This is a genomic window from Pedobacter kyonggii (assembly GCF_004310665.1).
Classification (GTDB): Bacteria; Bacteroidota; Bacteroidia; order Sphingobacteriales; family Sphingobacteriaceae; genus Pedobacter; species Pedobacter kyonggii.
Genome location: NZ_SIXF01000016.1, coordinates 83,671 through 108,732, shown reverse-complemented (window position 1 = coordinate 108,732; position 25,062 = coordinate 83,671). Strand labels below are relative to the sequence as shown.

15 protein-coding genes are annotated in these 25,062 nt (G+C 39.3%); all 15 read right to left on the bottom strand.

The genetic code is table 11. From position 1 onward, the window contains the following. Window positions 1-3,702 carry an eCIS core domain-containing protein gene (locus EYS08_RS26075; protein WP_394343117.1) on the bottom strand — a complete coding sequence of 1,234 codons (3,702 nt, stop codon included), beginning with the start codon at window positions 3,700-3,702 and terminating at the stop codon, window positions 1-3. A 278-nt stretch (window positions 3,703-3,980) separates the two neighbouring features. Then, entirely contained in the window at window positions 3,981-5,363 is a 1,383-nt protein-coding gene (locus EYS08_RS16220; RefSeq protein WP_208745878.1) for an ATP-binding protein, read from the bottom strand. After that, window positions 5,330-6,817: a contractile injection system tape measure protein gene (locus tag EYS08_RS16215; RefSeq protein WP_131031013.1), complete on the bottom strand. Its 1,488-nt coding sequence runs from the start codon at window positions 6,815-6,817 to the stop codon at window positions 5,330-5,332. Before EYS08_RS16215 ends, EYS08_RS16220 begins: the two co-directional genes overlap by 34 nt. Before the next feature lie 12 nt (window positions 6,818-6,829). Beyond that, window positions 6,830-10,498 carry a hypothetical protein gene (locus tag EYS08_RS16210; protein WP_131031012.1) on the bottom strand — a complete coding sequence of 1,223 codons (3,669 nt, stop codon included), beginning with the start codon at window positions 10,496-10,498 and terminating at the stop codon, window positions 6,830-6,832. Between the two features lie 11 nt (window positions 10,499-10,509). Beyond that, on the bottom strand, window positions 10,510-14,460 hold the full coding sequence (locus EYS08_RS16205; protein WP_131031011.1) for a hypothetical protein: 3,951 nt from the start codon (window positions 14,458-14,460) through the stop codon (window positions 10,510-10,512). Continuing rightward, a complete protein-coding gene (locus EYS08_RS16200) occupies window positions 14,461-17,547 on the bottom strand; it encodes a baseplate J/gp47 family protein (RefSeq protein ID WP_131031010.1) in 3,087 nt (1,028 codons plus the stop codon). Window positions 17,548-17,551: 4 nt separating this feature from the next. Next, on the bottom strand, window positions 17,552-17,971 hold the full coding sequence (locus EYS08_RS16195) for a GPW/gp25 family protein (protein WP_131031009.1): 420 nt from the start codon (window positions 17,969-17,971) through the stop codon (window positions 17,552-17,554). 3 nt (window positions 17,972-17,974) lie between these two features. Continuing rightward, window positions 17,975-18,253 (bottom strand): PAAR domain-containing protein, encoded by a 279-nt coding sequence (locus EYS08_RS16190; RefSeq protein WP_131031008.1) that lies wholly within the window; start codon window positions 18,251-18,253, stop codon window positions 17,975-17,977. A 7-nt stretch (window positions 18,254-18,260) separates the two neighbouring features. After that, a complete protein-coding gene (gene vgrG, locus EYS08_RS16185; protein ID WP_131031007.1) occupies window positions 18,261-19,988 on the bottom strand; it encodes a type VI secretion system tip protein VgrG in 1,728 nt (575 codons plus the stop codon). Between the two features lie 6 nt (window positions 19,989-19,994). Next, the gene (locus EYS08_RS16180) at window positions 19,995-20,714 is read right to left on the bottom strand and encodes a CIS tube protein (RefSeq protein ID WP_131031006.1); all 720 of its coding nucleotides are present in this window, start codon (window positions 20,712-20,714) and stop codon (window positions 19,995-19,997) included. A gap of 2 nt (window positions 20,715-20,716) precedes the next feature. Continuing rightward, the gene (locus EYS08_RS25795; RefSeq protein WP_165456485.1) at window positions 20,717-20,878 is read right to left on the bottom strand and encodes a DUF5908 family protein; all 162 of its coding nucleotides are present in this window, start codon (window positions 20,876-20,878) and stop codon (window positions 20,717-20,719) included. An 11-nt stretch (window positions 20,879-20,889) separates the two neighbouring features. Then, window positions 20,890-21,357 (bottom strand): phage tail protein, encoded by a 468-nt coding sequence (locus tag EYS08_RS16175; protein ID WP_131031005.1) that lies wholly within the window; start codon window positions 21,355-21,357, stop codon window positions 20,890-20,892. A 5-nt stretch (window positions 21,358-21,362) separates the two neighbouring features. Then, a complete protein-coding gene (locus tag EYS08_RS16170; protein ID WP_131031004.1) occupies window positions 21,363-21,797 on the bottom strand; it encodes a phage tail protein in 435 nt (144 codons plus the stop codon). 21 nt (window positions 21,798-21,818) lie between these two features. Then, window positions 21,819-23,264: a phage tail sheath family protein gene (locus EYS08_RS16165; RefSeq protein WP_131031003.1), complete on the bottom strand. Its 1,446-nt coding sequence runs from the start codon at window positions 23,262-23,264 to the stop codon at window positions 21,819-21,821. Window positions 23,265-23,267: 3 nt separating this feature from the next. Further along, complete coding sequence (locus EYS08_RS16160; RefSeq protein WP_131031002.1) at window positions 23,268-25,049, bottom strand: phage tail sheath family protein; 1,782 nt, start codon at window positions 25,047-25,049, stop codon at window positions 23,268-23,270. Window positions 25,050-25,062: the final 13 nt, after the last annotated feature.

The following is a 25,062-nucleotide window of genomic DNA, read 5'->3' as shown; positions in this document are numbered from 1 at the left end:
TTATTCATACCGGGCCAATATCTGGTTAAAAGTGTTCATCTCTTCTTCCGAAAGTTCTGGTTTTAGCCGCCATCCCGCTTCTTCATCTACCAATAATCCTGCGCCCCTCAACTCGTTTACCATTGCTGCGTAACGTTCAGGTTCGAGTTGACTGCGTAATGCATATACCCTATTGATGCCATCATTGGTTCTATCCTGGCCAGGGGTTGCCGATGCTGCAATAACAACATCAAACTGTTCGCTGGCATCGTAACCTGGTATTGGTGTCATTTCACGATGTGCATCATTACAAAATGTAATTAAAGGCGTTATATCCGTGCCGTGCCCTATTGTAAAAATACGGTTATGTTTCGGCGTAATGTGTTTTACGTCTACAGCATACCGCTCTAAGGGTAGTGCCACGATGTTGGCATCTACATCAAAATTGCGGGGATTAAACCTTACAAATTGTTTAGGTACACCCTTATAGCCAGTTGCTAAGCTACCTACGTAATCTATATCGTTTATCGGGCCGCTAAAATCTACATTAGGATGTGCTGCCCTTTGGCCAGCAACCCAGCTTATAATCTGGTTTTTTGCAGGGGGCCATAACCGTGATAAGACGCGGTTAACAGCCAGTATTGCTGCTCTCCAATCGTCTCGCCATAATTCGGTACCCTCTGCATGAATTCTTTCCGTCAGTTCTTCCAAACTTTCATCAGAGCCAGTTTTTTGTTTGTACCAAACGGCAATATCATGAATTCTTTGGCTTATCCTACCTTCCATTTCATGCAGTACTTCTCTTTCAAAATTATCGATCAGCTCCCGGGTATCTTGTCTTTGCAGATCTCTAAATTGTGCTTTAAACTCCTCTGTCCTTAATTTTAGCTCATCCATCCAGGCTTTCCTATCTCTTTTTACCTGGAAATTTGTATCAAATTCATTGTACCATTCGTTATGCCTGCGCTGTATAAAATAATCCCAACTATCCAAACGGTTAAAAAGTCGTCTAAATTCTGGCGATGTAGGCGTATCATCAATTCTTCTGCGGCCTTCGTCTATATCATTATCAGGATCAAAATCTAAATCTCTTTCTCTACCTCCAAAACGATCTATTACCCTATTGCGTAATCGCTCACAATAATCTGGTGGAAGTTCATGCCTATCACAACTGGCTAAATCCTGTTCTTCATTTCCAGTTGGCGTTCCATAGGTACCAGCCGATCTGCAATTAGATGTAAATATACTTAATGATGTTGTTGAATAATTGCCTGATGGTATTTCGGTATGATTAGTATAGTGATTATAAGGATACGGAATGCCGTAAATTACAGAAGTTGCATACCTGGTATTATACTGATCACGATCGATGTACGAATCGGCAACTGAAGAAGATAAGGTAGAAATATAATTAAAATTATCGGGCACACCTGTTGCAGCCTGTGCTTCTGCACGGCAATTGGTTCTGTAATCTGTCCATCTTTCTACTCCCGCTGAAAAATTACCCGAAGGCGTTCTTGCGCTGTAATGATAAAAATCGGGGCCTACCTCACCTATAGGGTCATCACTGGTTATTACAGGTGGTACAGGGCCAACTGGCGCTACAGGTGGTAGAGGCTTTGCGGAAGCGGCAAAATACATTTTTCCATCATAAGGTGGTAAACCAAATGCCCATGCCGGACAGTTTCCGGCTAAATTATTACAACCACATTCTATATTCGCAGCCATGTGCCAAGGTAAAATCATTGCCCAGGCACCTGTTTCTCCTTTAACATCAGCTGCCCAATCAAATCCGGCATCATGCTGCCTACAACCATCATGTGTATTACAATCTTGAAAATCGTCGTATATCCAAGTAATTCCAGTAACTGGATCAAGAATTCTTTTTGTTCCTAAATGCGCACAGGTATCGCAGTTTACTCCACAGGCTCCCCTACATTCGGCCAAGCTTGTAATGCCAGGATTTTTTTGATATACTTCCATAGGGCCTGCAAGTCTAGGTCCAGGACCAAATTTACGTCCATGCCCCGTACCTGTTGGATCCCAACTACCACCATTTTGTGATGGCAGGTAATTCAGGGCTCTTAAAATACCACATAAGCCGGTCAAAAGTGGACAATCATCTGTAAAACCTTGGCTCCGATCTATGGCCAATCCTATATTATCGAAAGGAATACCTGTTAAAGTTGGCGTAGCTACGCTCACACCTGTAACCCCAACACCAGGTACACCGCTAATACTACCTGATAAACCAAGTGAAGCTGCAGCATCGCCATGCCATTCGTACGGTTGCCAATAAATCCGGCAAAGGTTAAAACCAAGCACGCTCAGCTGAGCATAAGCTCCGGCAAATAAATCGGCAGCAATGCCCAGATCAAAATCAACATCAGGACTAGCCGTAATGGTGCCTCCACCATATGATAGTGCGCCACCAATATGTGTAGTTTGCATTCCGATAGCCCTAACAAATACTGCTGGACCACCTTCGGCACTGATTAGTGGAATACTTACCGGTATCGGTACAGGGCCAACAGGTATAATTCCACTTAAACTGAGTTCACCTTTTATTCCTCCGCGTAATTCTGCACCTAATGATAAAGCGCTTGTAATGCTAATACCACCGCTGATGCTGTAGTTGCTCGTTAAAGGATTGATTAAAATATGTGTTGGATCGAAACAAATTGGTCCTATCTGTACCTGAACTTCTGGTGTAATACTTCCTGTAAGCCCTACTTCGCCAGAAATGAAAACATCAGGAGCGATTGGCATGGCAAAAATTGGGATCATAAAATCCTGTTCCATGGCGTCTAATGTAAACTGCTGACTATGGCCATCTAACGGGCAACCTCCAGGAATATCAATTTCTAAACCACTGGTGGTTATCCTTACATCTACACCAAAAGCATCTGCCAATGCCTGTGCGGCCTGCCCCGCTTGGGTTGCAAGCCAATCTATTGCATCTACACCTGCATCGTAAACTGCACCTGCAGCATCAGATACTGCTCCACCTACAGCACTTGCGGCATCTCCAACAGCACCAGCCGCATCGCTCAATCCTTCACCTACCGCATCAACACCACCGGCTACATCATTGGCAAACTCATCCCAGCTATATCTTTGTATTTCTGGAGATGCCCCTTGTTGCATGGTATGCGTTAACTCATGTGCCAACAAAAATTTTCCACTTTGTGAGTTTGGATTATATTCACCTTTGTTAAAATAAATATTATTGCCAACAGTAAATGCCCGGGCATTAATACTATTATTCATTTTAGCAGCGTGGGAGGTATCATGTATTCTTACTCCCGAAAAATCGCCCCCCATTTTACTGCCTAAATCGCGACTAACATGCCCAGGTAAAGTGGTTCCTCCACCCCTTGTGGCGGCAATACCAGATTGCACACTCGATGGTGCATTGCCTCCAGCAGCAGAAGCCGATTCTGATTTGGCTTGCAGTACCTCTGGTTGATCTATTTCTTTAAGTTCTTCAGTTTTTCGTGATAATTTTTCCTCATTTTCACAACTGGAACATTTACGCTGCAACTTAGGTTCATCTATCTCTTGTTCTTTACGCGATACTTTTTCTTCATTTTCGCAACTTGCACATTTGCGCTGCAACTTAGGCGGTTCATTTATTTTAGATTTTTCTTTTCTAGATGCTTTCTTTTCGTTTTCACAACTGGAACACTTGCGCTGGATTGAAGGCCTTGCAAGGGTTCTCATTACTGATTTTTCTTTCCTGGATACCTTTTTATCTTGTTCACAGCTCGAACATTTACGCTGCACGCTCATCCCTGAGGTAGCGGTACCAGAACCCGACATCGCAAAACCTGTATTAGACGGCATTCGCATTACCCGTTCGGCAACTTGGTCGGCCTCTTTCTCTTGCGGATCGTTTACGGCGCCCACTTTTAGTTTAGCCTGAACACAACCAGCCCCAGGCCTGCTATGTGTAACAGACTTAGCTTGAGAATTTCCATATGCCAATGCAGTACTCATTGCTATAATGTTCGTCCAGATTTCTTTAATTCGCGTTTAATACCTTCTATAATATCTTTTTGTCTGATTTCTTTGCCTCCATCTTTAAGCATCTGCATGGTTGCATACTGCACTACATTAATGATTACACCACCTGTAAGTTCGAATTTTTGGGCAATCTCATTTAAATTTACTTTTTCTTCCAGTTTGGTAAACGGAGAAAATCCTTGCTCCCAAAGAACGGTCCGCTGATTTACCTGAGGCATAGGGAATTCGATAACCGATTGAAAGCGGCGCAAAAATGCCTGATCAATATTCTGTTTAAAATTACTGGCCAGTATTACCAACCCGTTATGATCTTCGATCCGCTGCAGCAAATAACTTGTTTCTTGGTTAGCATACTTGTCCCGCGCATCGCTTACATTTGTACGTTTTCCAAAAAGGGCATCTGCTTCATCAAAGAACAGTATCCATCCCTGGTTTTCGGCAGCATCAAAAACTTTTGCTAAATTTTTACCCGTTTCACCAATGTATTTACTAACCACCCTACTTAAATCGATGCGGTAAACCGGTAAATTGTGTTTTTTACCCAAAACAGCTGCAGCTAATGATTTTCCTGTCCCGGCCTGTCCGTAAAAAAGCGTTCTAAAACCTGGCTTTAATTTATGTTTCAAACCCAAATCATTCATCATGGTAACGTTATGTGTCAACCAGGAGTTTAACAATTCTAGATGTTCTATTGTGTGATCAGGTAAAACCAGGTCACTATATTCCATATTGGTTTCGATCAAATGGGCAGGAAAATCGGCCGAAAACCGAGGTTTACTCCTTTCGCCTGTGGTAAACTCTTCGAACCAGTTTTTATTAATATGTAAGGGAATACTCGAAATGGGTTCGCCTGGCGGAAGTGGTTCATATTCCAGAACGTTTAAGGCAAAAAGTGGATTTCTGGCATCAAAAAGTTTTAGTAAATCAAAGCGCAACATTAAGTTATCAGATGCCAGCAAAAACAAGAACGTTTCTGCCGTAGGTAAAAAGCCACTGAATACATTCCCCTTTTTCCCTCCGAATTCAGTAAATATCTGTCCGGTTTGCGGATTAGTAACCAAAAATATATCTAAACATTGGGGCTTTATCTGACTCACCATTGCTAAAAAAAGCAAAAAACGATCAGCAAACTTAAGTTGGTGCTGGGTTAAAAACCTGGCATAAGTAGAATCAAAAGCACTTAAATCTGGTGGTTGCACATTAAAAATGCTTGTACCTGCAGCAACACTGCCTGCATTTATTGCACTACGCAATTGTAACACCTTTTCGAACCAGTTTAACTCGGCCAAAAGTGCATCAGCATTTCCACGTAAAAGCGTGGTGTTTACCAGTTCAGATTTATCAAATAATTGTTCCATGGTAAGCGTATTATGGATAATGACCAAGGTAAAGTGTCTAATAAAATATCTAATCCTTTTCTTTCTACATGTAAATTATAATTGCCCTCCCGAAAAATTAAACTCCCATTCCGGATTAAAAATGTTTGGGTTAAACCTTCTATCGAAGTGGAACCTAATTTTGTCCAATGTTTGATCACCGTTGCTTTTAATTCGGTACTCTGACTTAATTCGTCTTCAGTAAATGCGATCTCGTTGAGTTTTATTACCACTTCGGGGTCTGCCCCACACAATATCTTATTAAAAATTAACCTGCTTTCATCTTCAGGCATTTCGTTATAAACTAAATAATGCAAATACACTATTGCCTTATGCCTGCACATTTCATCAACAAACTGATTGGCATTAAGTAAATGCAAAACATTAAACAAATTTTTAAAATATGGATACAAAATAATCAGACCTGCATTTTCGATCAGGATAGATGCATCATCCAGTACTTTCCTTTGCTTTACTTTAACGGTTTTACTTACTTCCTCTTCTATAATTAATTCAGGTTGGGGCAATGCTTTACTGTTTGCAACGGCCGCTAGTAATTTGTTAAAACGCGGGAGTACCAACTTTTCTTTTTTGAGCTGTACGGTAAAGATACTTAACTCAATACAATCTACTAAAGCTGGTTTCAATGATGGCATATGCTGTACCAGAGAGAAAAGCCAAAGTCCAAAATCTTCTGTATCCTGTATGTGATTATTTTGTTTTAAACCATCAAGCCAATACTTAAGTATAACATTAAATAAATTAGGTTTAATATTTGGTTCAAAATACTTTAAAATAACTGTATCTGTTTTAAAATGATGGTACTGATAAAAAAACGACTGCTTGCTAATGAGCTGGATTAATCTATTATAACTATTGGAATTGTGCTTTAACGTTACAATAAATTGATAGAAAAGATTTCGATCAAAATTAAAACGCTTTAATAAAATTTCAGAGGGTTTAAAAGCAATTTCAGAAGGTAACCACCAGGGTTTTAAACCTGTTTGGCAATAAAAAGCCAGCGATTCATAATCATGAACAACATTACCACTATTAGCGGATAAACCTGAGTTATGTTTTAAAAGTGTTTCAGGGTGATACTCTAGATTTTCAAGAAACAAACCGAGTTCCTTATCTAAAACAACACCAGCATTTAGTTTATTAAAGTTGTGATTTTTAAAATAGCCATAGATTTGAATAATGATTTGTTCTTCAATATTTTGAATCAACTTATCTAAAGATAAATCACCCAAATCGATATCTAATTTATCGATGCGAATGGTATTATTTAAGGCAAATTCATCGAAAATTGTATTGAAGATTTCTGGCAATCTGGTTTTACAGAAATGGCCGATTTCTGCCTGCACCTTTTCCCAATCCTGTTGATTATCAACAGTGAGCATCAACTTTTGCGATTGGATAAGGTGTTTGTTCATTTTCTTAAACTATTAATTTTTTCCAAACTCAAAATTTTCAGTCACATCTGCATCTTTTACACTCGTTTGTCTTTCTTGAAGGCCATATACAGCTGAGGTAACCTTCATTAAATAATTACCTGGTGCTACACTTATACTGTAATTTTCACCATTTGGTGTTTGTGAATACAAGATTTGGCTACCCTTTTCGTCAAAAATCTCTATCCTGTAAGATTGCGCGAAAGCAACCCTCCCCTTTATTAAATACGTTTCTTTCTGGATTCTGCCCATGCCAATAAAGAAAGTAATTTTTGCTGCGCCTACCTCTTCGCCAGTTTCCCTTTCAATTACGGCATATTCAAGTTCATCTATGGCAATAATCGATCTCCTTGCCTTACTATTCTCTGCTACCTTTTTCGGATCAAGGCTGTAAACCAAGATCTGTTTTTTCAGATTTGGTTTAGGCTCATAAATTTCTTCTTCAAAGCTTACTGAACCTAAACTCGGGTCGCTTTTAACAATAACCTTATATTCTCCTGGGTGATATAAATTATTGAGCGCCTGAACCTTAGCGGTATTTACCCTACTTTGATTATACACCACAAAACGCGAAATGGGCACCACCAATGGTGTAAGCTCTTTATTGCGGTAATCTTTCGCATCGCATTCGCAACAACCGTCATCTTCGTAAAGGGTAAAATCGGCGATTATGTTCGAAGAAATGTTCTTTAAACCCTCTTTACCAATTTCTTCAACCAGTTTATCATAATGTTCATTAAACTTTGCTTCGAATCCGCTTAAGTATTTACCTCTGTTTTTCTTTGTTCCTATTACTACAATCTCTTCTAACTCCTTCTCTTTTGTTCCTTTTTCTACCGCCTTACGCTTTTCATTAAGTGCAGCTAAATGGGTTTCGTACTCTTTCTGTGCATCAGTTTCTTCTTTCCTGGCTTTCTCTATTTCTTCAGCCCCTCTTTTCTGCTTTTCTGCCAATTCAGCTTTTATTTTTTTCGTCAGTTCGCTGATCTCTTTTGTTTTATCCGATTCTGTATTTTTTCGCAGTAAAACTATTCTTTCTTTGTATTCCTTTTCAAGCGCTTCGATTTTAGCGGGATCACCTTCTGTTGACTTGAATTCTCTTCTTTTTGTTTCCAGTTCAGTTTTTAAGACAGATTCTTCTTTTTTGATTTCATCGCCGCTTAATACCTTGCGTTTATTTATTTCGACTGTTCTACTTTCTAAAGTCTTATTTAACTGAAGTTCAGTCCGGGCCAGTTCATTTTCACGGTCCTGTATCCGTGCTCTTATTTCTGATGACCTTATTTCGTAATTGGCTTTAATTGCCCTTTCGGCTGTTAAAAGCTCGGCCACTTCTGCTTCTTTATGGGTTAGCGGCACATTTTCAGGCACTTTTCCAAAGGTTTGGTATTCGATTTCTTTGCCTGTATGGTACAATAGCAGCAGGGTATTGCCTTTATTAACACCTGCCAAATGTTCTACAGCACCTGCTTTGCGGATATAATCATAAAATGAAATATTGGTAGCCAGGCTTTTATTCCTTTGCGACCTAATATCAGTTAAAGTACCAATATTGATATAAGGCCTGATCATCAATACATTTAAGCCTCTATGTAATAAAGTGGCAGCCATGAGATAAGCCATTAGTTCTACATTGCCTTCATTATTAATAATTTTGACCATAAGCTTCATCCCACTTACATAGGTTACAATTAAATCTGTATACAACGATTTAAAACGGTTTTCATCAAAGTCAGAAAACTCTAAAGTAAGTGTTGCGATTAACTCCTCGATATTATCGTTGAAGCGGGCCACCAGGTGCAATACTTCACGGTGCAAGTCGTCGGGTGTTTGTTCTAGTCTGCCTTTACTATTGTTTATTCTGTTATAATTGGCCTGGTTGATGCGTTCGTTAACCATACCGGCCTTAATAAAAGCAGTGTTTATGTTGCTGAACGTAGATTTTTTTTCGGCATTAACTTCCGAATCACTGAAAGTTTCCTTTCCTGCTGCATTTGTATGCGCTGTAGCTTCTTTTTTAACATTTACACCGCTAACGGCATCTTTAGCTGCATCTTTTACATCATCAAACCGGGCGACCATTTTTTCAGCCAAGGTGCTGTATTTGATCAGGTTATTGAGATAATATAATATTACGTTTCGCCATACCAAATATTGCGAATCGAGATCAGGATAACGGCATACTGTTTTCACTGTTCCACCTTCACCCATAAAAATAGAACGGACCTTAAAGGGCAGATTAAACCGGCGCTGTAGTTTTTTGTACTGCAAAACGGCTGCATCTTCAGGCATGGCTAAATGGCCTTCCATTCTAAAAAAGCTGGTATCGGTTAAATTATACAGTAGCGGTGCTTCTAACCTGCTCATACCATACTGTTGCAGGTTTGCAGGCATTTGATAATGATAACTGAGTGGTTTGCCGTTATCGCAGCCATGACATACCGATTCGTTCCAATACTTTTCAAATTCATCAATATTGGGATCGAAATAAATCGGGAATGCACGCTTACCAATGTTTTGCCACTTTTCTTTACTTGGCGTAGCCAAAATACCCCTTTCACCTTTTTCGGTTAAGGAATCGTAATAACCGTTTAACATGGTCAAGGTTCTTCCAAAAACCGAAACCAGTTTTTTGCTCCAATCTTTATATTCATTAAATAAAGGTGAATATTCAAATTCCTGACGGTAAATAGAAGGGGGACAAGCCTTTGTACCCAACATCAAATGCATTGGAAAGGCATCTTCATCGGGTAAACAAACACTGTGCAGATGCATGGCGATGCAGCGTAATTCCTCGTACGATTTTATGATATCCTCAAAAGCATCATACACATATTGAAATCCGTAAGCCTTTCCGCTTAAATACTGAACGGAGAGATCTATCAATTTCCCTTCCCACATCGATCGGACATTATCGAAATCAACTCCTGGAAAATGACGCGCCAATGCAGGCAATTCTTTATAGATTATGCCTAACTGTTTGGTGAGTTTTTCTAATATGGCCGCAACCGGACTCAAATATGCATTAATTAAAGCAGGGTAATTGGTCGCTGCAATAGATGTAATTAATGCCCGTGGATATTCGATTGTTTCTAAATTATAGAGCGCGGGGTACATCGCTCCGCCTTTATTTTTATTAAAGCTATTAATGTCGATGAGGTCTGTTATCTTAATCAGTAATTTACGCACGGTGAAAGTATTTTCTTTACCTAAATCATCGCAGCTTTTACCTAAACAGCTTTTAAGATCCCTTGCTGCCGATTCTAGAAACAGCACAACCACATAATCACTTAAAATTAACGAGGCATTAATTGGTGTGGCCGCCACCGCAGCGGCATTTTCAGCAGTAACCAGTTCTAAAAGTGGAGCATTATTAAAATATTTATAATCTAATCCATCAGGTAAAGTATATGGCTTAAAATGTGTTAAACCGCATTCGCCCAGCGAAATTAGAAAGCCCCAGGAGGTAACCCCCACCCCTTTTGAGATATGAACCGTATTCACACCAAAAGTTGCATGCAGGCCACAAACAATCCCTCTACCAATCAATCTAATCCTGGTTAATCTGCTTTCCTGAAACAAGAACTGTTGCATGGTATTAAGCTGACCTGCCGTAAGTACCTGGTTTTCTTCAAAAACCGTTGTTTTATTAATGAGTTCCATAGCTAGATTAGTTAAAAAATGCCAATGTTAGTTTGATTTAGAATGAGCGGGTTTTTCTGCACTTCGTTTTCGTTGCAACTGTGCAGCTTTCCGGATGGATAAACACTCCTTAAATCTTGTATTATTTCTATAAAATTTTTAAGTGCCTTAACTCTTTCGGCATCGCCAGCACTTGTGGTATTGATTTGAATGAGCCAGTTTTTATATGCTTTTTCGAATTGCCCCATTTGCAAAGGGTTTATCCAACACACATTGAGTACTACATGCGCGGGGCATTCTTCCCTCAATGTTTTCTCAATAAAAGTTCTAAAGTTTCGATCGCGGAAACGGTCGGGCCAATAGGGCAAAACGGCTGTCATTACGAAACTATAGGTATCGGCAATTTTGCACTGTACACAATCTACATCGGTATGGATGTTTAATAGTTTATCAAAATCGCGTTTTTTTGGTCTTAACAGGATATGTTCAATCAAGTGGATACCTTCTCTATCAATAAATGTCTTATTAAAAAAAGCAACCATATCCGAAATGGCCAGTTTCTCCATGCCAGCCCTAATTACGATTGTTTTTGGCGTAACGTTTTTAATTGCAAATAACTTGGTATAGGTAACTTTGGGTGCCACTAAAAAATCTAGTTCTATATCCGAAATAATGGTTGTTTTATTATCAGCAAAACTGATGGTTAGTACCTGAAAATCGATTAAAACTGCTGAAGGCTTAATTAAGCTCATGGTATCTCCAATGCGCAACCTATCGGTTAAATCGGTTCCGGTGATGGTTAGCTTACGGCCATTTTCGTATAAATAAGCGTTAAATGTTTCGGTAAAACTTAATTTTCCGTCGGGATAATTATCAGGGAGTGTTTCATTAATTTCCACCTTGATGTTTGGACCCAATGCTACGGTATTGTTTACGGTATAGGTACCATTATTGGACAGCGAATCAACAATCTTAACTATCGGTGAAGAGGTGCTATCTTCAATGATTTCGGCCAATGGATAATTGTAATTTTTCCCTTTGTCCTTTCCAATTATGTTATCATAAATATCAAATACTTCGAAATGGTAATTGGGAGTGTAAACGGTTACATTTTGCGGTTCGCAGCGGTAATAATCTTCGTCGGCAGCAAATCTGATTAATTTCCAGATCAAACTCATCTCGGTATCCGTTATCGTTTCAGCTGCGTCAATCCCTTTAACTTCCGGCCCTTCAATTTCGCCGGTTAGTATTACTTTTCTAGCAGCGTCTTCAGCAGGTTTATCAAATAATTGATACTCAATTTTATGCAGAAATGGTGTTGTGGTATTGTTAACGGTATGTGAAAGCACTTCGAAATAATTTAAAACCGGTGGTGTTAAGTTTTTACGGCTTGACAAAACCTGATCACATAACTCTTTAGTACACAAATCAATATGACTATTAATTAATGTATTGGCCATAGATAAGGTTAGTGTGGTATTTTTACTTTTTGCAATAACCTTTTCGTTGATTAAATCGGCCAAAAGCAAAACCTGAAATTTACCGGCAACGCTACCTGCCACAATTTTATAGTTATTGATGTGTACTGCAGCACTGATCAATTCTTCCATAGCAGACTTTGCATCCAGTACATCTGCAAAACTACCAATACCCTCAAAAAGAACTTTGGTTAATACCTTGGTTTCGATATTCCAGCTAGCGGATACAGGTAAGATTCTAAACGCTTTAGAAAAATGTAAATCTTCTGCCCTTTTAGCATCAATCCCCAACAGGAGGCTTACCCTTTTTTCGTAACCCGAAACATTTTTATAAAACCAGGTAAGTTCATTGCGGTAATTAAATGCCTTGCCTCTATTACTACTAATTTCTGGATAGGCATTTAAAAACGATAATTTATCTTTTATCAGCTCTGCCCCGGCCCTTTGACCGTCAATGGTGTAGGCAATTAAGGCATAATCGCTAAACTGCTCGCAAAAGCGGGCCAACAGGTGATCGAGAAATCGGTTTTTGCGTTTTTCAAAATCGGTTTTACTTTCGGTAATTCCCTGCAAATGTTCCGCATAACCATCAATAAATATTTTTTGTTCAGTTGCATTGGGCACAATATCTACATTACTCGCAGTTGCTTTCAAGGGTTCGCTGAAGTACGTTTTATTCAACAAAGGCTGACCAAATTCATCCAACTCCTGGTTTAAGCTAAACAGTGCTTTTAAACCATTAACCTGTTGCAGATAACCATATAACAACTGATCAAAAAACGACAAGAAACCCTTAAACTGTTTGGCCTGGGTTATCCGAAGATTTCTTTCATCGTCAGTATTTGGCAAATTCGGGATCCCGTCAGAACCTACGCCATAAACCAGTGGAAAATCTTGTTGTATCGAGGTATAATCTGTAATTTCTCTCCAGTCGCCCACTGGCAACGCGTAATCTAAAATTGGGTTTACAGGGTAACGTTTCCTCGACTGGGCAAAAAGTGCTTTATATTTTGCTTCCATTTCATCTTTATCAAACGAAAAGGGAAGGTTGTGTTTGTAGAAAGATAAATTAGAAAGATTAGTGGATAAGCGGGGTACGTAAAATTGATCAATCGCTAATGAAAGACACCATTTAACGTTTTTCTTTGATATATTAAGTACATTATCCTCTGGAAAGTTGGCCAATTGCAACCCGCTAACCGATTGAACAACCTGTTTGCCATCAATTTTAACATCCATGATTATCCTGATCAGATCGCTTACATGAATGGTACATTTTTGTTCGGAAGCATTAAGTTCATCGTCATCGATAAAACCATGTTCTAAAGCCGGGCCATCAAAAATATCTTCGGTAGCTTTTCCCTTGTTTTTCATATCGGGCAAGCTGTAGAAATATACATCGGGCGATAGAAACTGTGCAATTTGAAAATAAATTTCGGCAGCTACGGTTGCAGCATCAGCAAAAGGATCTATTTCTATATCTCCACAAATGGCAATTTCTTCTACTTTGAGCGCCCTGGTATTTAAATAATCTTCACAAAGTGGCCGGTTATCATTCAACCTATCTTCAGCCTTTTTTATAATGCTTTTTATTACGCCTATTTTACGTTTGTAAGTTTGTAATAATCCATTGGGCGCATTAAAAATGAAGTGATTTAAATCTTCATCAATTGCATCAAGGCCTACAAGAGCAATAGGAACTTCGGCAACAGTCTTGGTACCAGCAAGGGTAACCGTGTGGTCAGCATCGTTGCTATCAATCAATTTATAATCATCAGGCAATTCATTGGCCTTTATTTTCAGGCTTTTAATTTTCGCAATTATTGCGGCATCATCGTTAAAATCGACACTTAAATCATCCCAGCGGGGAAAATGAATTTCTACCTTTATTTCTACCCCTTCCAATAATGGATCGGGTGCGAAATTATTGATGATGTATATAGCAGAAATAGAATTGGAATTTAAATCGCCGTAGGTTACCGACTGATCAAATTCGATCAGAAAATTATAAAGTCCTTTAACAAAAAATCCGGTTCCATCAGTAGCGGTTGGGAAATAGTCTAATTTCTGTTGTAACTGATTTACATAAAGTTTCATCTCGGCTTCATCAGCAGGGATTACCCAGGCATTTTTAATACCTAAAGTTTCTGTTCCTGCCTGTACCGCTACATCCATCAACAATTTTCTAAAATCTTTAATGGTAACGGGAGCATTATGCAATATCTGCCTTGCGGTAAAAAAATTACGGAAATCTATTTCAGCATCGGCAGAATTTGGATCACTGGCAAGCAAATCCTGCATATCGAAAGTTAGACGGTAACCTAAATCTGTTATGGCATAACAAAGTGTTTCGAGTGTTGTCACCCCTGGATCATGAAGATTATAATCGCTCCAATTGCTTTTACTTAAAGCCTGAATGCGGTTTATACCAATTTCACGCAGCTTATCAAACTGCATGCTATCCTGTTGCAGATTATTTTTCGATATGGTTTTTAAATCGCTCATTTAATTACAACCGCATTCGTTAATTGGAATAAATTTACTATCTGTTATTGCGTTGTCATTGCAATCGGCACATTCACAATCCGGATTATTGATTCCAGGGATATCATTAATATTGATGATGCTGTGCTCGGGATAGGCCGTTAAAATACTTGCCGCTGTGGCTGTTTCTGCTGTCTCTAAATCTTTTGTCGATATATCTTCTAAACCCACTGGCCTAAATAAATACATTTTAACGCAGGTAATGTAATCTACATAGTCTAACTTTTCGAGCTGATAGATAATGGTCGATTTTTCTATTTTACCCCCAAATTCCATCTGCGTAGCAGCGTTGCTTGTCCAAGGGGCCAAAAGTGACTTAAGCTGTGTTTTAAGTTTGGGCAGATAAATATTTTCTTCGTATCCATCACGGAGTTTGAGGTGAAAATGAAGCTTGATTTCTTCAAATATTGGATTTTGAATATTTAGCTTTGCAAATACCGAATTGGTTTTGGCCAGATAGGTTTTAATCTGTTCTAATGTGTTTTTAGAAACTTTTGGCTGTAATGGATTTGGCGCATTGCTGATCGAAATATCGGGCACCGCGATAATGGTTACCTGGCCAGGCGATAAAGAATTATAACTGCCTACATTTCCATTGTAAAAGGTATGGTTAATACATTTTGCGGTGTACACATTCGGGAATTGGGCTAAAATAAGGTGTTCGTAATCCCACAGTGTGATGGATCTTCTTTTATGCCGTAAAATTTCGCTAACCCTTAAATAATATTCATTACCACTTTCTATTGCCTTACCATCAAAAGAACCATAAGGTTGAACCACCTTTTTAACTGCACTATCTGGTTCTTTTAGCTTGGCGATCACCCCTGCTTCGATGGCTATTTTTTCGGGCACAATATCATCATAAACAGCAAATTGAGCCTCACTGGCTTGAGCAATAATGGAGATAATATCGCACACTGCAGCTGCATTGCTTATTACTGAGGCCCTTAGCCACAGCAGGCCGGTTGGCAATAAAGTATTATCGATATTTATAGTTTTAGGAATATTTAAGGTAAATATGCCTGTGGTTAACAATCCGTTTGTCTGCTCCCTTAAAATCTCTATGTTTTTAAATTCTTTCCAGATGTTATGTTGAAGATAAGCCCATGTTACTATAGCTTTATCAAAATCGGGATTGGCACTACCCTCACTAACCTGTAACAATAAACTTAAATTTTGCGGAACAACTGCATCACTTAAGCCAATGTATAACTCACCCTCATTGGATTTGGCAGGAAGTAACGATACAGAGCCGTGTGTAAAGGGATGTGCTTCGGCAAGGCCGAAAGGCTCAATAAAATAGAACCTGTGTATACGGTTATCGTAAGTTGACTTAACATCACCAGCTACTGAAAGGTTTATGGTGGCAGTGCAGCTATAATCGATCGTTAGATTCTGGATAAGCGGTAAATATGGTGGATTTGGCAATTTAGGCACCGTGGTTTTACCAATTACCGCTGTACTAAATACCAATTGATAATCGGCCTGGCCAAATGTACCTTTGGTAAATTTAAGTTTTAGGTAGCCACGTTCGGTCTCAAGGTTATAAGCATCATTTACTTTTGTCTTATAATCTGCATCGAAAGTATCTGGTATATTTAAATCTGCAGTAAACTTTTCGTTGGGTGCGTCTGTATCTGCTGCACTAAAAAGTGCAACCTCTGCCGATGTAGCATTTATCCAATTGCGGTGTAAGAGAAAGGAAACTTCGGCTTTAAAATCACTATTGTTAACATATTTGGTTGCATCACGGCCATTGCTAGCATTAGCCAAATTGGTATAAAGCTCGTAATATGTAACAAAAGGAACGGTAGGTAAACCTAAATATTCAAAATTTAGCTTTAAACTGCTAAGATCATGTTGAAAAACCTCATTGCTGCCTATATAAAAATTAGCGCCTACACTGGGAATCGGACCAAAAATCTCCATGGGTTTAGCAGCATCAAGTTTACCTAAACTGTTCTGCACAAATAGATTTTTAACTCCCTGTACATCCGTTTTAATGGCTAAACTATCTATTGCGGCAAAGTTTAAGCTGGTATAAATGTTTGGGCTTGATAATATTTCTATCTTCAATATCGGAAAATCCGTTCTGAAATCTTCTAAATGAAGTTTTTGGCTATAATCGACCAATTTAGGTTTGCTTTCATCGGCCAAGAGCACAATTTCGAGTACACTGGTAGTAGTAAAAGATACTGCAGTAATGTCTACCGCTATCCACCCTTTTTCTGCGGTAATACTCGCTTTAAAATTTTCGGGTTTAATTACAGGCGCTGCAAGATAAGGCGCACGATAGGAAAAGGTAAGTGTTATTTTGCGTTTGCCTTCGGCCATTCTAAACAACGGAGAGCTTATGGCAAAACCAATATGGGCTTTACTTCTGTCAGTGTTGCCAAAAGTATCCCAGCTTCCATCCTGATTGGCCAGTTCGCCACCATTGCCATTACCCGAATTGGCTATTGGAGAAGCGTAAATTTTAGTTTTTTCAGTTTGATCAACCAATATAGATTTTAAGCTGACTACCTGCGCATGACTAAAGCTAAAGGAAGATAACAGCTTATAAAACTGTTCTTGTTTTTTACTGTTTTTGCCAGCTTTAAATTCAGTTTTATCGTTTAATATATATTGCGAAATGTGTTTTGCCAATTCTACAATTAAATATACTTTATCGGGCTCGGCTGCCTTTTTTTCGAATCCCAAAACGGTTTCAAAAAAATAATCAAGGTGTTTGCCAGTAAATTGGTTGAGGTCTTTTTGAGCTATTGCATACAAATCCAAAAATGAATCGAAAAGAGCCAAATGTGGTTCCGATGTTCCATCCTCTTTAACTTCATTAATGTTAAAAACACCTTTCCAATCGGTGTCTTTCTCTATTCCATCATAATAATAATGGTTAATGTAAGCAGCCAAGCTTTCGCAAAATTGATAAAGGCTTGCTTTACTTCTTTCATCAATGGCAACAAAAGATGCATCCAAAGCTTTTGGCAAGCGGTTTAAACGGTTGGTTCCATTTCTTGGTGCAGTATTTTTATTGCAATTGGTGCTCATTTTTTCAAATATTTGTTCCTTCGGTTAAATAATACGGGTAAACAATATTGTTCCGGGTATTGGTGCTTCTAATGGTATATTCTACCACCAGATTGATTACCCCAAACTCAACATTCTTAAAAACATCAAGTTTATCGAGCTTAATGCGCGGCTCGTAATAAATTATTGCCCTTCTAATCCTTTCTGTTATGCGCGTTACCAGTGTAACATTAATGGGTTCGAAAATCATATCATCAACATTGCAGCCATATTCTGTCTGCATCACCCTTTCGCCAACTGCCGTTCCAAATAAAATTTCGAGACTTTGGTTGATATCAGTTACATCACTTACCATATTGGTAGCAAAACGGCTTGTACCTTTATATTTGATAACTTCTGGCGGAAAGGCCCATCCCTTACCTAAAAAATTGCTTTCTTTATCCATTTCTTAACCTATTGAAACCGTTGGACATCCAACCACTGCACTCGCACCGCATATACAGATATCTCCTGTTCTAACTGCTGGTAAACCACCTATCAATACTGTTGCACTTCCGGCCGAAAAAGGGCTTACAGTAGGCTGGTGGCTATTTGGCGGCAATACACATACATGGTTATCGCCAACTACACAGGCAGGCATCCCTCCAATTAATACTGTAGGTACACCAGGACCTATAATTGTTCCACCATGGTTTGTGGTATCGGTAACTCTTGCTGCGTTTGCCATATTTTTTTTAATTTATCTGCACCATACTTCCTTTAACTTTTGTAATGGCCGATGAACTTATTTCGGTACCCGCGCTTCCACTTAATTTTAACTGTGCGTTGGCATTGGCGGTAATATTGGTTCCATCTATTTTAAAATCGCCTGATGCTTTTAGTATGATATCTTTAATACTTTCTATCTTAATCCCATCCTCGCTCATCTCTATTTTATTCCCGTTAATATCCTGAATGGCAATCTGTTTCTGATCTTCATCGAGTGTAATAAAATTGCCTCCAGGTGTTTCTATCTTTATGATCTTCTTTTCATCATCAAACAATACCTGAAGTTTTGATCTGGTAGATAATCCTTTCAAATAATTATCGTCTTTTGCTTCTAGATGAGGCGGAAATGAACTGCTATACAATCTTCCCAGAATCACCGCATCACGGGGATCATCATTTATAAAACCAATAATCACCTCATCGTTTATTTCAGGATTCCAAACCCATCCATGTTCTTTTCCTGCATCTACACTGGCCAATCTTGCCCAAATGCCATCGCCTTTATTTTCGACAGTGGGCAAACGTACCCGTATTCTATTTTCACCGTCGGGATCGTTTTCCAATTGGGTAACAATGCCAATCTGCAAACCATTAACTGGTGGAATGATTCCAGTGGCTGGTTTTTCTACAATATCATCGAAATTGTAGCTATGCAATTTTTGATCAAGGCCAAACTGAACATGGCTGTACCAGGCAGCTTCACCAGAATAGCTGTGAATTACGCCTGTAACCCAACATTTCCCACTAAACCTTTCGCCTATACCTAATAATTCAACTATAATCCCGGGTTTTAACTTGTTATCGCCCTGCACCCTAAAATTTCCGATAACCCTGTTCAACCTGCTTCTAAACAATTGTGCTGTTGCCCATTCGGTCGATTCCTGTTCGGCTACATTACCCGAATGATATAAGCTGTTATCTTCCCAGCCCAACACTTCGGCCAAATCATCGCCAGAAATATTACCTTGCTGAGGCAAAGATTTTGCAGCTGATGTGCCTTCTTTTACTTCCTGATTGGTATAATTCCAGTTCTTGATTAATACCTGTGGATATTGGGTTCTAGCATCCATCTGGGCTTCGAAATCATAAATCTCCGATCCGTAGGTATAAGTTGCAGTACTCTCCTGACTGGCATTGGGCAACCCAATAGTTAATTTCCCCGCTTCGGTTATAACCAAAGCACTGTTTAGCTCGGCCCTGGTAACAATAAAGTCCCAGTTACTGCAATTAAATTGTACGAGTTGTTTATGCTGTAAATTCAATCCGTTAATATCAGCTGTAATTCCATTCTGGCCAACCAGATCGGTTATTGCATCGCTATCACTTGCGTCTTCCCATATCTTGTTTTTTCGCCCTGCGGTAAGTTTAACGGCTTTATCCCTACATTCTATTTCCATTTGGCTTCCATCTTCGTTAGCCCTAATGGTCTGGCTGATAATTAAACCAGAGAATATCACTTCATTTTCGCCACTGTAACCAGCAGCAATGCTGATTTCGGCCCCAGGAATAAAATTGGTTCCATTGCTTAAATTGAAATTTTGCGCAGCCGCACTACCATCCATCACTACCACTTTAGCTTTAGGTATGGCATTAACCAAATTGGTTACCACAATTTCTAAAATACCAACAGCATCGGGTAAAACTTGTCCGTTTACGGTAATGCTAAAGCTTTGTACTCCTGAGTTGGCTGGCATGGTAGATTATTTTTCAATCGGTGGAAATGAAATGTTTTGTCCTTGTTTTAATTTCCTAAAATTGTTCAGTTTATTGGCTTTGGCCACTTCTAAGTAATATCTATCGGTTTTATAAATATTGTAAGTCATTAATGGAAGCGAATTATCGCCCTCAACATTTCTGTAATGCGTTAAATCGGGCGAACTTCGGCGTTGTTCGTTAGATTGCTCAGTAAGGGACGTATAGCTGGTAAAAGTGCAATCTGTTTTCGCTCTTAATGGTTTTCCGGTATTATCGAACAAGGTGTAGGTAACTTTAACAGCGGTTAACATTCCCTGAAAAGTGAGTTCGCCCCAGTGTATCTTTAAAAAATTCGGTTGATGGGTATCTTCTTTAATTTTAAAACAGGTATCGATAAATTTTTCGATTACTTTATGTACTGTTTTATCATTCTGAACATCAGCCTGAAAAGTAGAGTTACCTGAATAAGAAGCTGATGTAGCATCCCACAATAAATCGAGGTTTAACTCTTTCCCTCTTGTTGATTTAAACTCGCCAACACCATCAGCAGCATTTACGGGTGCATCCTGATCGAGTTCATTTTTGTAATCGATAAAATAAGTATTGGGATTGTACAATACCTTAAAAGTTTCGATTGGCGAACCCGAAAAATTATTGTCAGAATAAACATCTATTACGAGTTTTTCTAAATTGCCCAATTCATCATGAAGCTGACTTAAAGCCATAGTTACCTCTCATTCTTATTTTTGATCTGTAATCTCAACTCCTCCAATGCCTTTTTCATTTTCTTATCTGTAGCCGTCTGCCCTGTTCCGCTAGGAAGTTTAGATCCGGCTATGTTATTTGTTACCGTTGCGGTAATGTTTAATTCTCTAATTTCTACTGGCATATTTTAATCCTTTAAATTTCTACCCGCCTGAAATATTGATGGGCAAACTCGATACTTTCGATCACCAAGCCATTTTGTTGTGCATTAAAGCCTTCTATCGACCACCGAATTGGATATGCATTAACAAAATTCCAGGCCTGTAAGGGTTGATGCTCATCGTTAAGCAAAATCAACGTAATATCTTTCGGGCTAAACGTAAAACTTTCTACACATTCTTTAAACCACTGCATTGCCTTAGAGTTAAATAACAAACCACGTTTTAGTGTAAGGTTACTGTAGGTTATTGCCGTTGGGAGTTTATGCGCGAAGCGGTTTTCTCCACCTTCCTTATATTCTTCAGTAGCAATGCTCGATTCTAAACCGGTGGCATCTGTAAAACCTATATCGTCTACGCCATCATAAGACAAGCCCTCTATCTGCAATAGAAAATGAAATCCAACAGGAGGGTTTGACGCTGGTGAATTGGATATAGTGAACATATAACCTAGGTAAATTCAATACTTAAACCTTCATGTGCCAGCTCAACTGTTTCTATGGCCACCTCGTTACCGGTAGAATTTAGTGTTGGTCCGTCTACTTTTGATGGCCAGGCCTGCCTAACTTTCCAAACCACCACCGGTTCGTGACTTTCGTTCAGTAGGCTGATGGTAAGGTCTCTCCGTTCTATTTTATTTAAACTCACGGTATTAAACCATTGAAAAAGTTCATTATCACCCTTGGTTATACCTCTTTTCATCGAAATTGCAGTGTACTGCTGCATTCCCGGCATTTTGGTAACATGGTATTCGGGTGAGTTTCCTTCACGATAATCTATCGATTGTGTTTCTACCGTTAAACCACTAACTTCTGTAAAACCAATTCGCGAGCCGCCCCATTCCACCTGAAAGTGAAATACCGGTAATGGATAAGTATTTGCCATAATTTTATAATTTATGATGAATTATTCTTGTAGTTTATGTGAAAATTTCAGGATGATAAATTCTGCCGGCCTCACAGCCGCCATACCGATCTCTACATTCATTCTGCCCTCTAAAATATCGAGAGAAGTCATGGTAATACCTAAGCCAATGCGAACGAAGTAGGCATCATCGGGCTTTGCCCCCTGCAATGCACCCTGGCGCCATAACTGGTTTAAAAAATTCTCGCACATGGCTTTTACGCGCAACCAGGTATTGGCATCATTTGGTTCGAAAACAACAAATTCTGTAGCTTTTTTAACGCTTTCTTCTACAAAATTGTAAAAACGCCTTACTGAAATGTACCGCCATTCATTATCGTTTCCGGCCAATGTCCTGGCACCCCAAACCAATGTACCTTTGCCTGTAAAAAAGCGGATTACATTGATCGATTTACCTGTAGTTGGATCTATATTTAGTGTTTCCTGCTGTTGTGCCGTCACTTTTAAAGATGGTCCGGTAACCATTTTTACACTCTCATTGGCTGGCGCCTTCCACACGCCGCGATTGTTATCAACCCGGGCCATTATACCTGCAACAGCACTCGATGGTGGTAAATCAATTACGTTTTTATCCATCTCGTTTGTTAAGGCACGATAAGTATTTAAATCCATTGCTTTTATGGCTGATAAAGTTGCATCGTTGTACGGTCCGTTAGCCCCATTTACCAGATGTTTTACCACAATAGAGTCGCTGTAGCCGTAGCTTAAAGTACTTTGTAACCAAGGATAATAAACCACACCATATTTTAAATATTCGGCACTGATATCATCTCTAATCACTCCAGCATCGGTAAAAGGAGAATCAGATAGTACCCAGGCATCAAAAATGGCAATCCGATCCTGCAATTTAGCACATTGTGCCAAAGCATAATCGTAGGCATCTTTATAGCCTGAAGTAGCACCAAATGAAGTGTGCTTATCGGTAAAAATGAGCATGGTTGGTTCATCCACTTTTGCTATTGCATCTAAACAGGCCTTGGCTTTTACGGTTGTAATGGTTGAAGTTACATCATAATCGCCGCACGAAACTATATAACAAGGACCACCACCATTTGCATAAAACATTTGTATGGCATAGTACATGTATTTACCACTTGCAGCGTTATTTTTAGCATTACAGGTAATTACGCGTTTTACTACCTTGCCAGCAACTTCTGTATCGGTTATGGTTGGAATTCCGCTGGTTTCGAAAACCGCTGTTTCTGAATTGGCTCCCCCAAAATATTTCTGATAATCGAGAAATGAGGTAATCCGGATGGGTGTTGGCAATTTTCCTCCTGTAGGCAGAATGTTGTTTCCATTTTCATCTTTAGCAAACTCTGTTCTGCCCATAAAAGCCGGAATAGCCGTTTCTACAGGTGCTATAGATGCAGGCAGTTTACTTATTTCCTCTATATAAACGCCAGGGGTTTTATAATTAGTTGCCATAATTTAAGATTTTGCTAATAAGTGAGAAAATTTAAGAACTATAAATTCTGCTGGTCTAACCGCTGCCATTCCAATCTCGATAATCAACCGTCCTTCTAAAATATCAAGGGCCGTCATGGTGATGCCCAGACCTACATTTACAAAAAATGCATCCTCAGGTTTTGCACCAGCTAAAGCCCCTTGTCGCCACAGTTGATTTAAGAAATTCTGGCACATGGTTTTTACCCGCATCCACGTTTTGGCATCATTAGGTTCAAAAACCACAAACTCTGTAGCCTTCTTTATCGATTCTTCAACCATAATAAAAAGTCGTCTTACAGGTACGTAGCGCCACTCATTATCATTTCCCGCCAATGTTCGGGCTCCCCAAACCAAGGTTCCCCTACCAGCAAATTTTCTGATAACATTGATACTTTTTCCTGATGTTGCATCTACATTGAGGTAATCTTGTTCTTCATCGCTTATTGTAACCAGTGGTTTATCAACGGCTAAAAGACTTACATTGGCTGGTGCTTTCCATACACCACGTTCGTTATCTACCCTGGCCATAATCCCTGCAACTATACCAGAAGGATAAAGTGGAACGGTATAGGCATCAAGTGCTGCTTTTATCTGATTGAACAGGGCAAAATCGTTACTATCAAATCCACCCTTTAAAAATGGTGCGCTTAATGTAATCCGTGGAATATTTCCTTTTGGGTCATAAACAATGGAGATAGCATTTCCGGCATTGCCTGCTGTTTTAGCCGTAATGGTTACTACAGCTAAATTTGCAGCAACATCTACCAAAGTCATTAAATCGGCATTCCCTGCAATTGCAGCGCTTAAAGCTGCTGCTGTAATGGTTTCGTCGGCACCGATAACAATACCACCTGTACCGCCAAAAGTAAAGCTAAACCCAGCTATGGCAATAGAATGCCCGGTTAAGGTAATACCTGCTATGGTTATTATACCTGTGGCTTTTATTGCGGTAACCGCATCTTTTTCAATAATTTTGGTGATTGCCTTCTTGGTGTTTACAACTTTTTTATAAATCCCCAGGTTACTGCCACCACGGTTATCAGCTGCTATTTTTATATTCTCGTCGGTTACCCGGTTATAAGTGGCTCCACTTTGTATCTGCGGATAATAGGTGGCTCCGTATTTAAGGTTATCTGCACTTACAAAATCATTTCTAAATTTATCGGCCACTAAATAAGCTGTTGTTAAGCCAGCTTGTGGTGTATCCATTATGGTAAAACGGTCTTGCAGTTTAGCACATTGTGCCAGCATGGCATCGTTTAATTCTTTGATATCCGCGCCCGAAGTTAAAGCTGTAATTTCGGGAATAAGCAAGAGCGTGATTTCATCTTCCCGCTCACAAGCCTGCAAACCAAGTTTTAGTTCAGACTTTGTTATATCTGGTGTAACTTCAAAGGTACCAACAGAAACAACCCAGCAAGGCCCCCCCCCATTTTCGTAAAACATTTTTACATGATAGTATAAGATATAGCCAGAAACTGTTGTAGCCGGAGTAACATCAATCTTGGGTATTAATTTACCCGGTTCGGGTTCATTAATGGTTACTTCCAGTACTTCCGGAAAAGCACCACCAAAAAAAACTTCAAACTCCAGCAGAGAAGTAATACGCACCGGGGTATTGATAGCGAAAGTTACGCCGTTTTTTTCCCGCTTTGCGGTATATCCGATAAAGCCTGGTATTGCCGTTTCTACCTGTGCAATTGATGGGGGTATTGTCGAAATCTCTTCAATATATACTCCTGGATGTTTATATGTTAGCGCCATATCATCATGAATT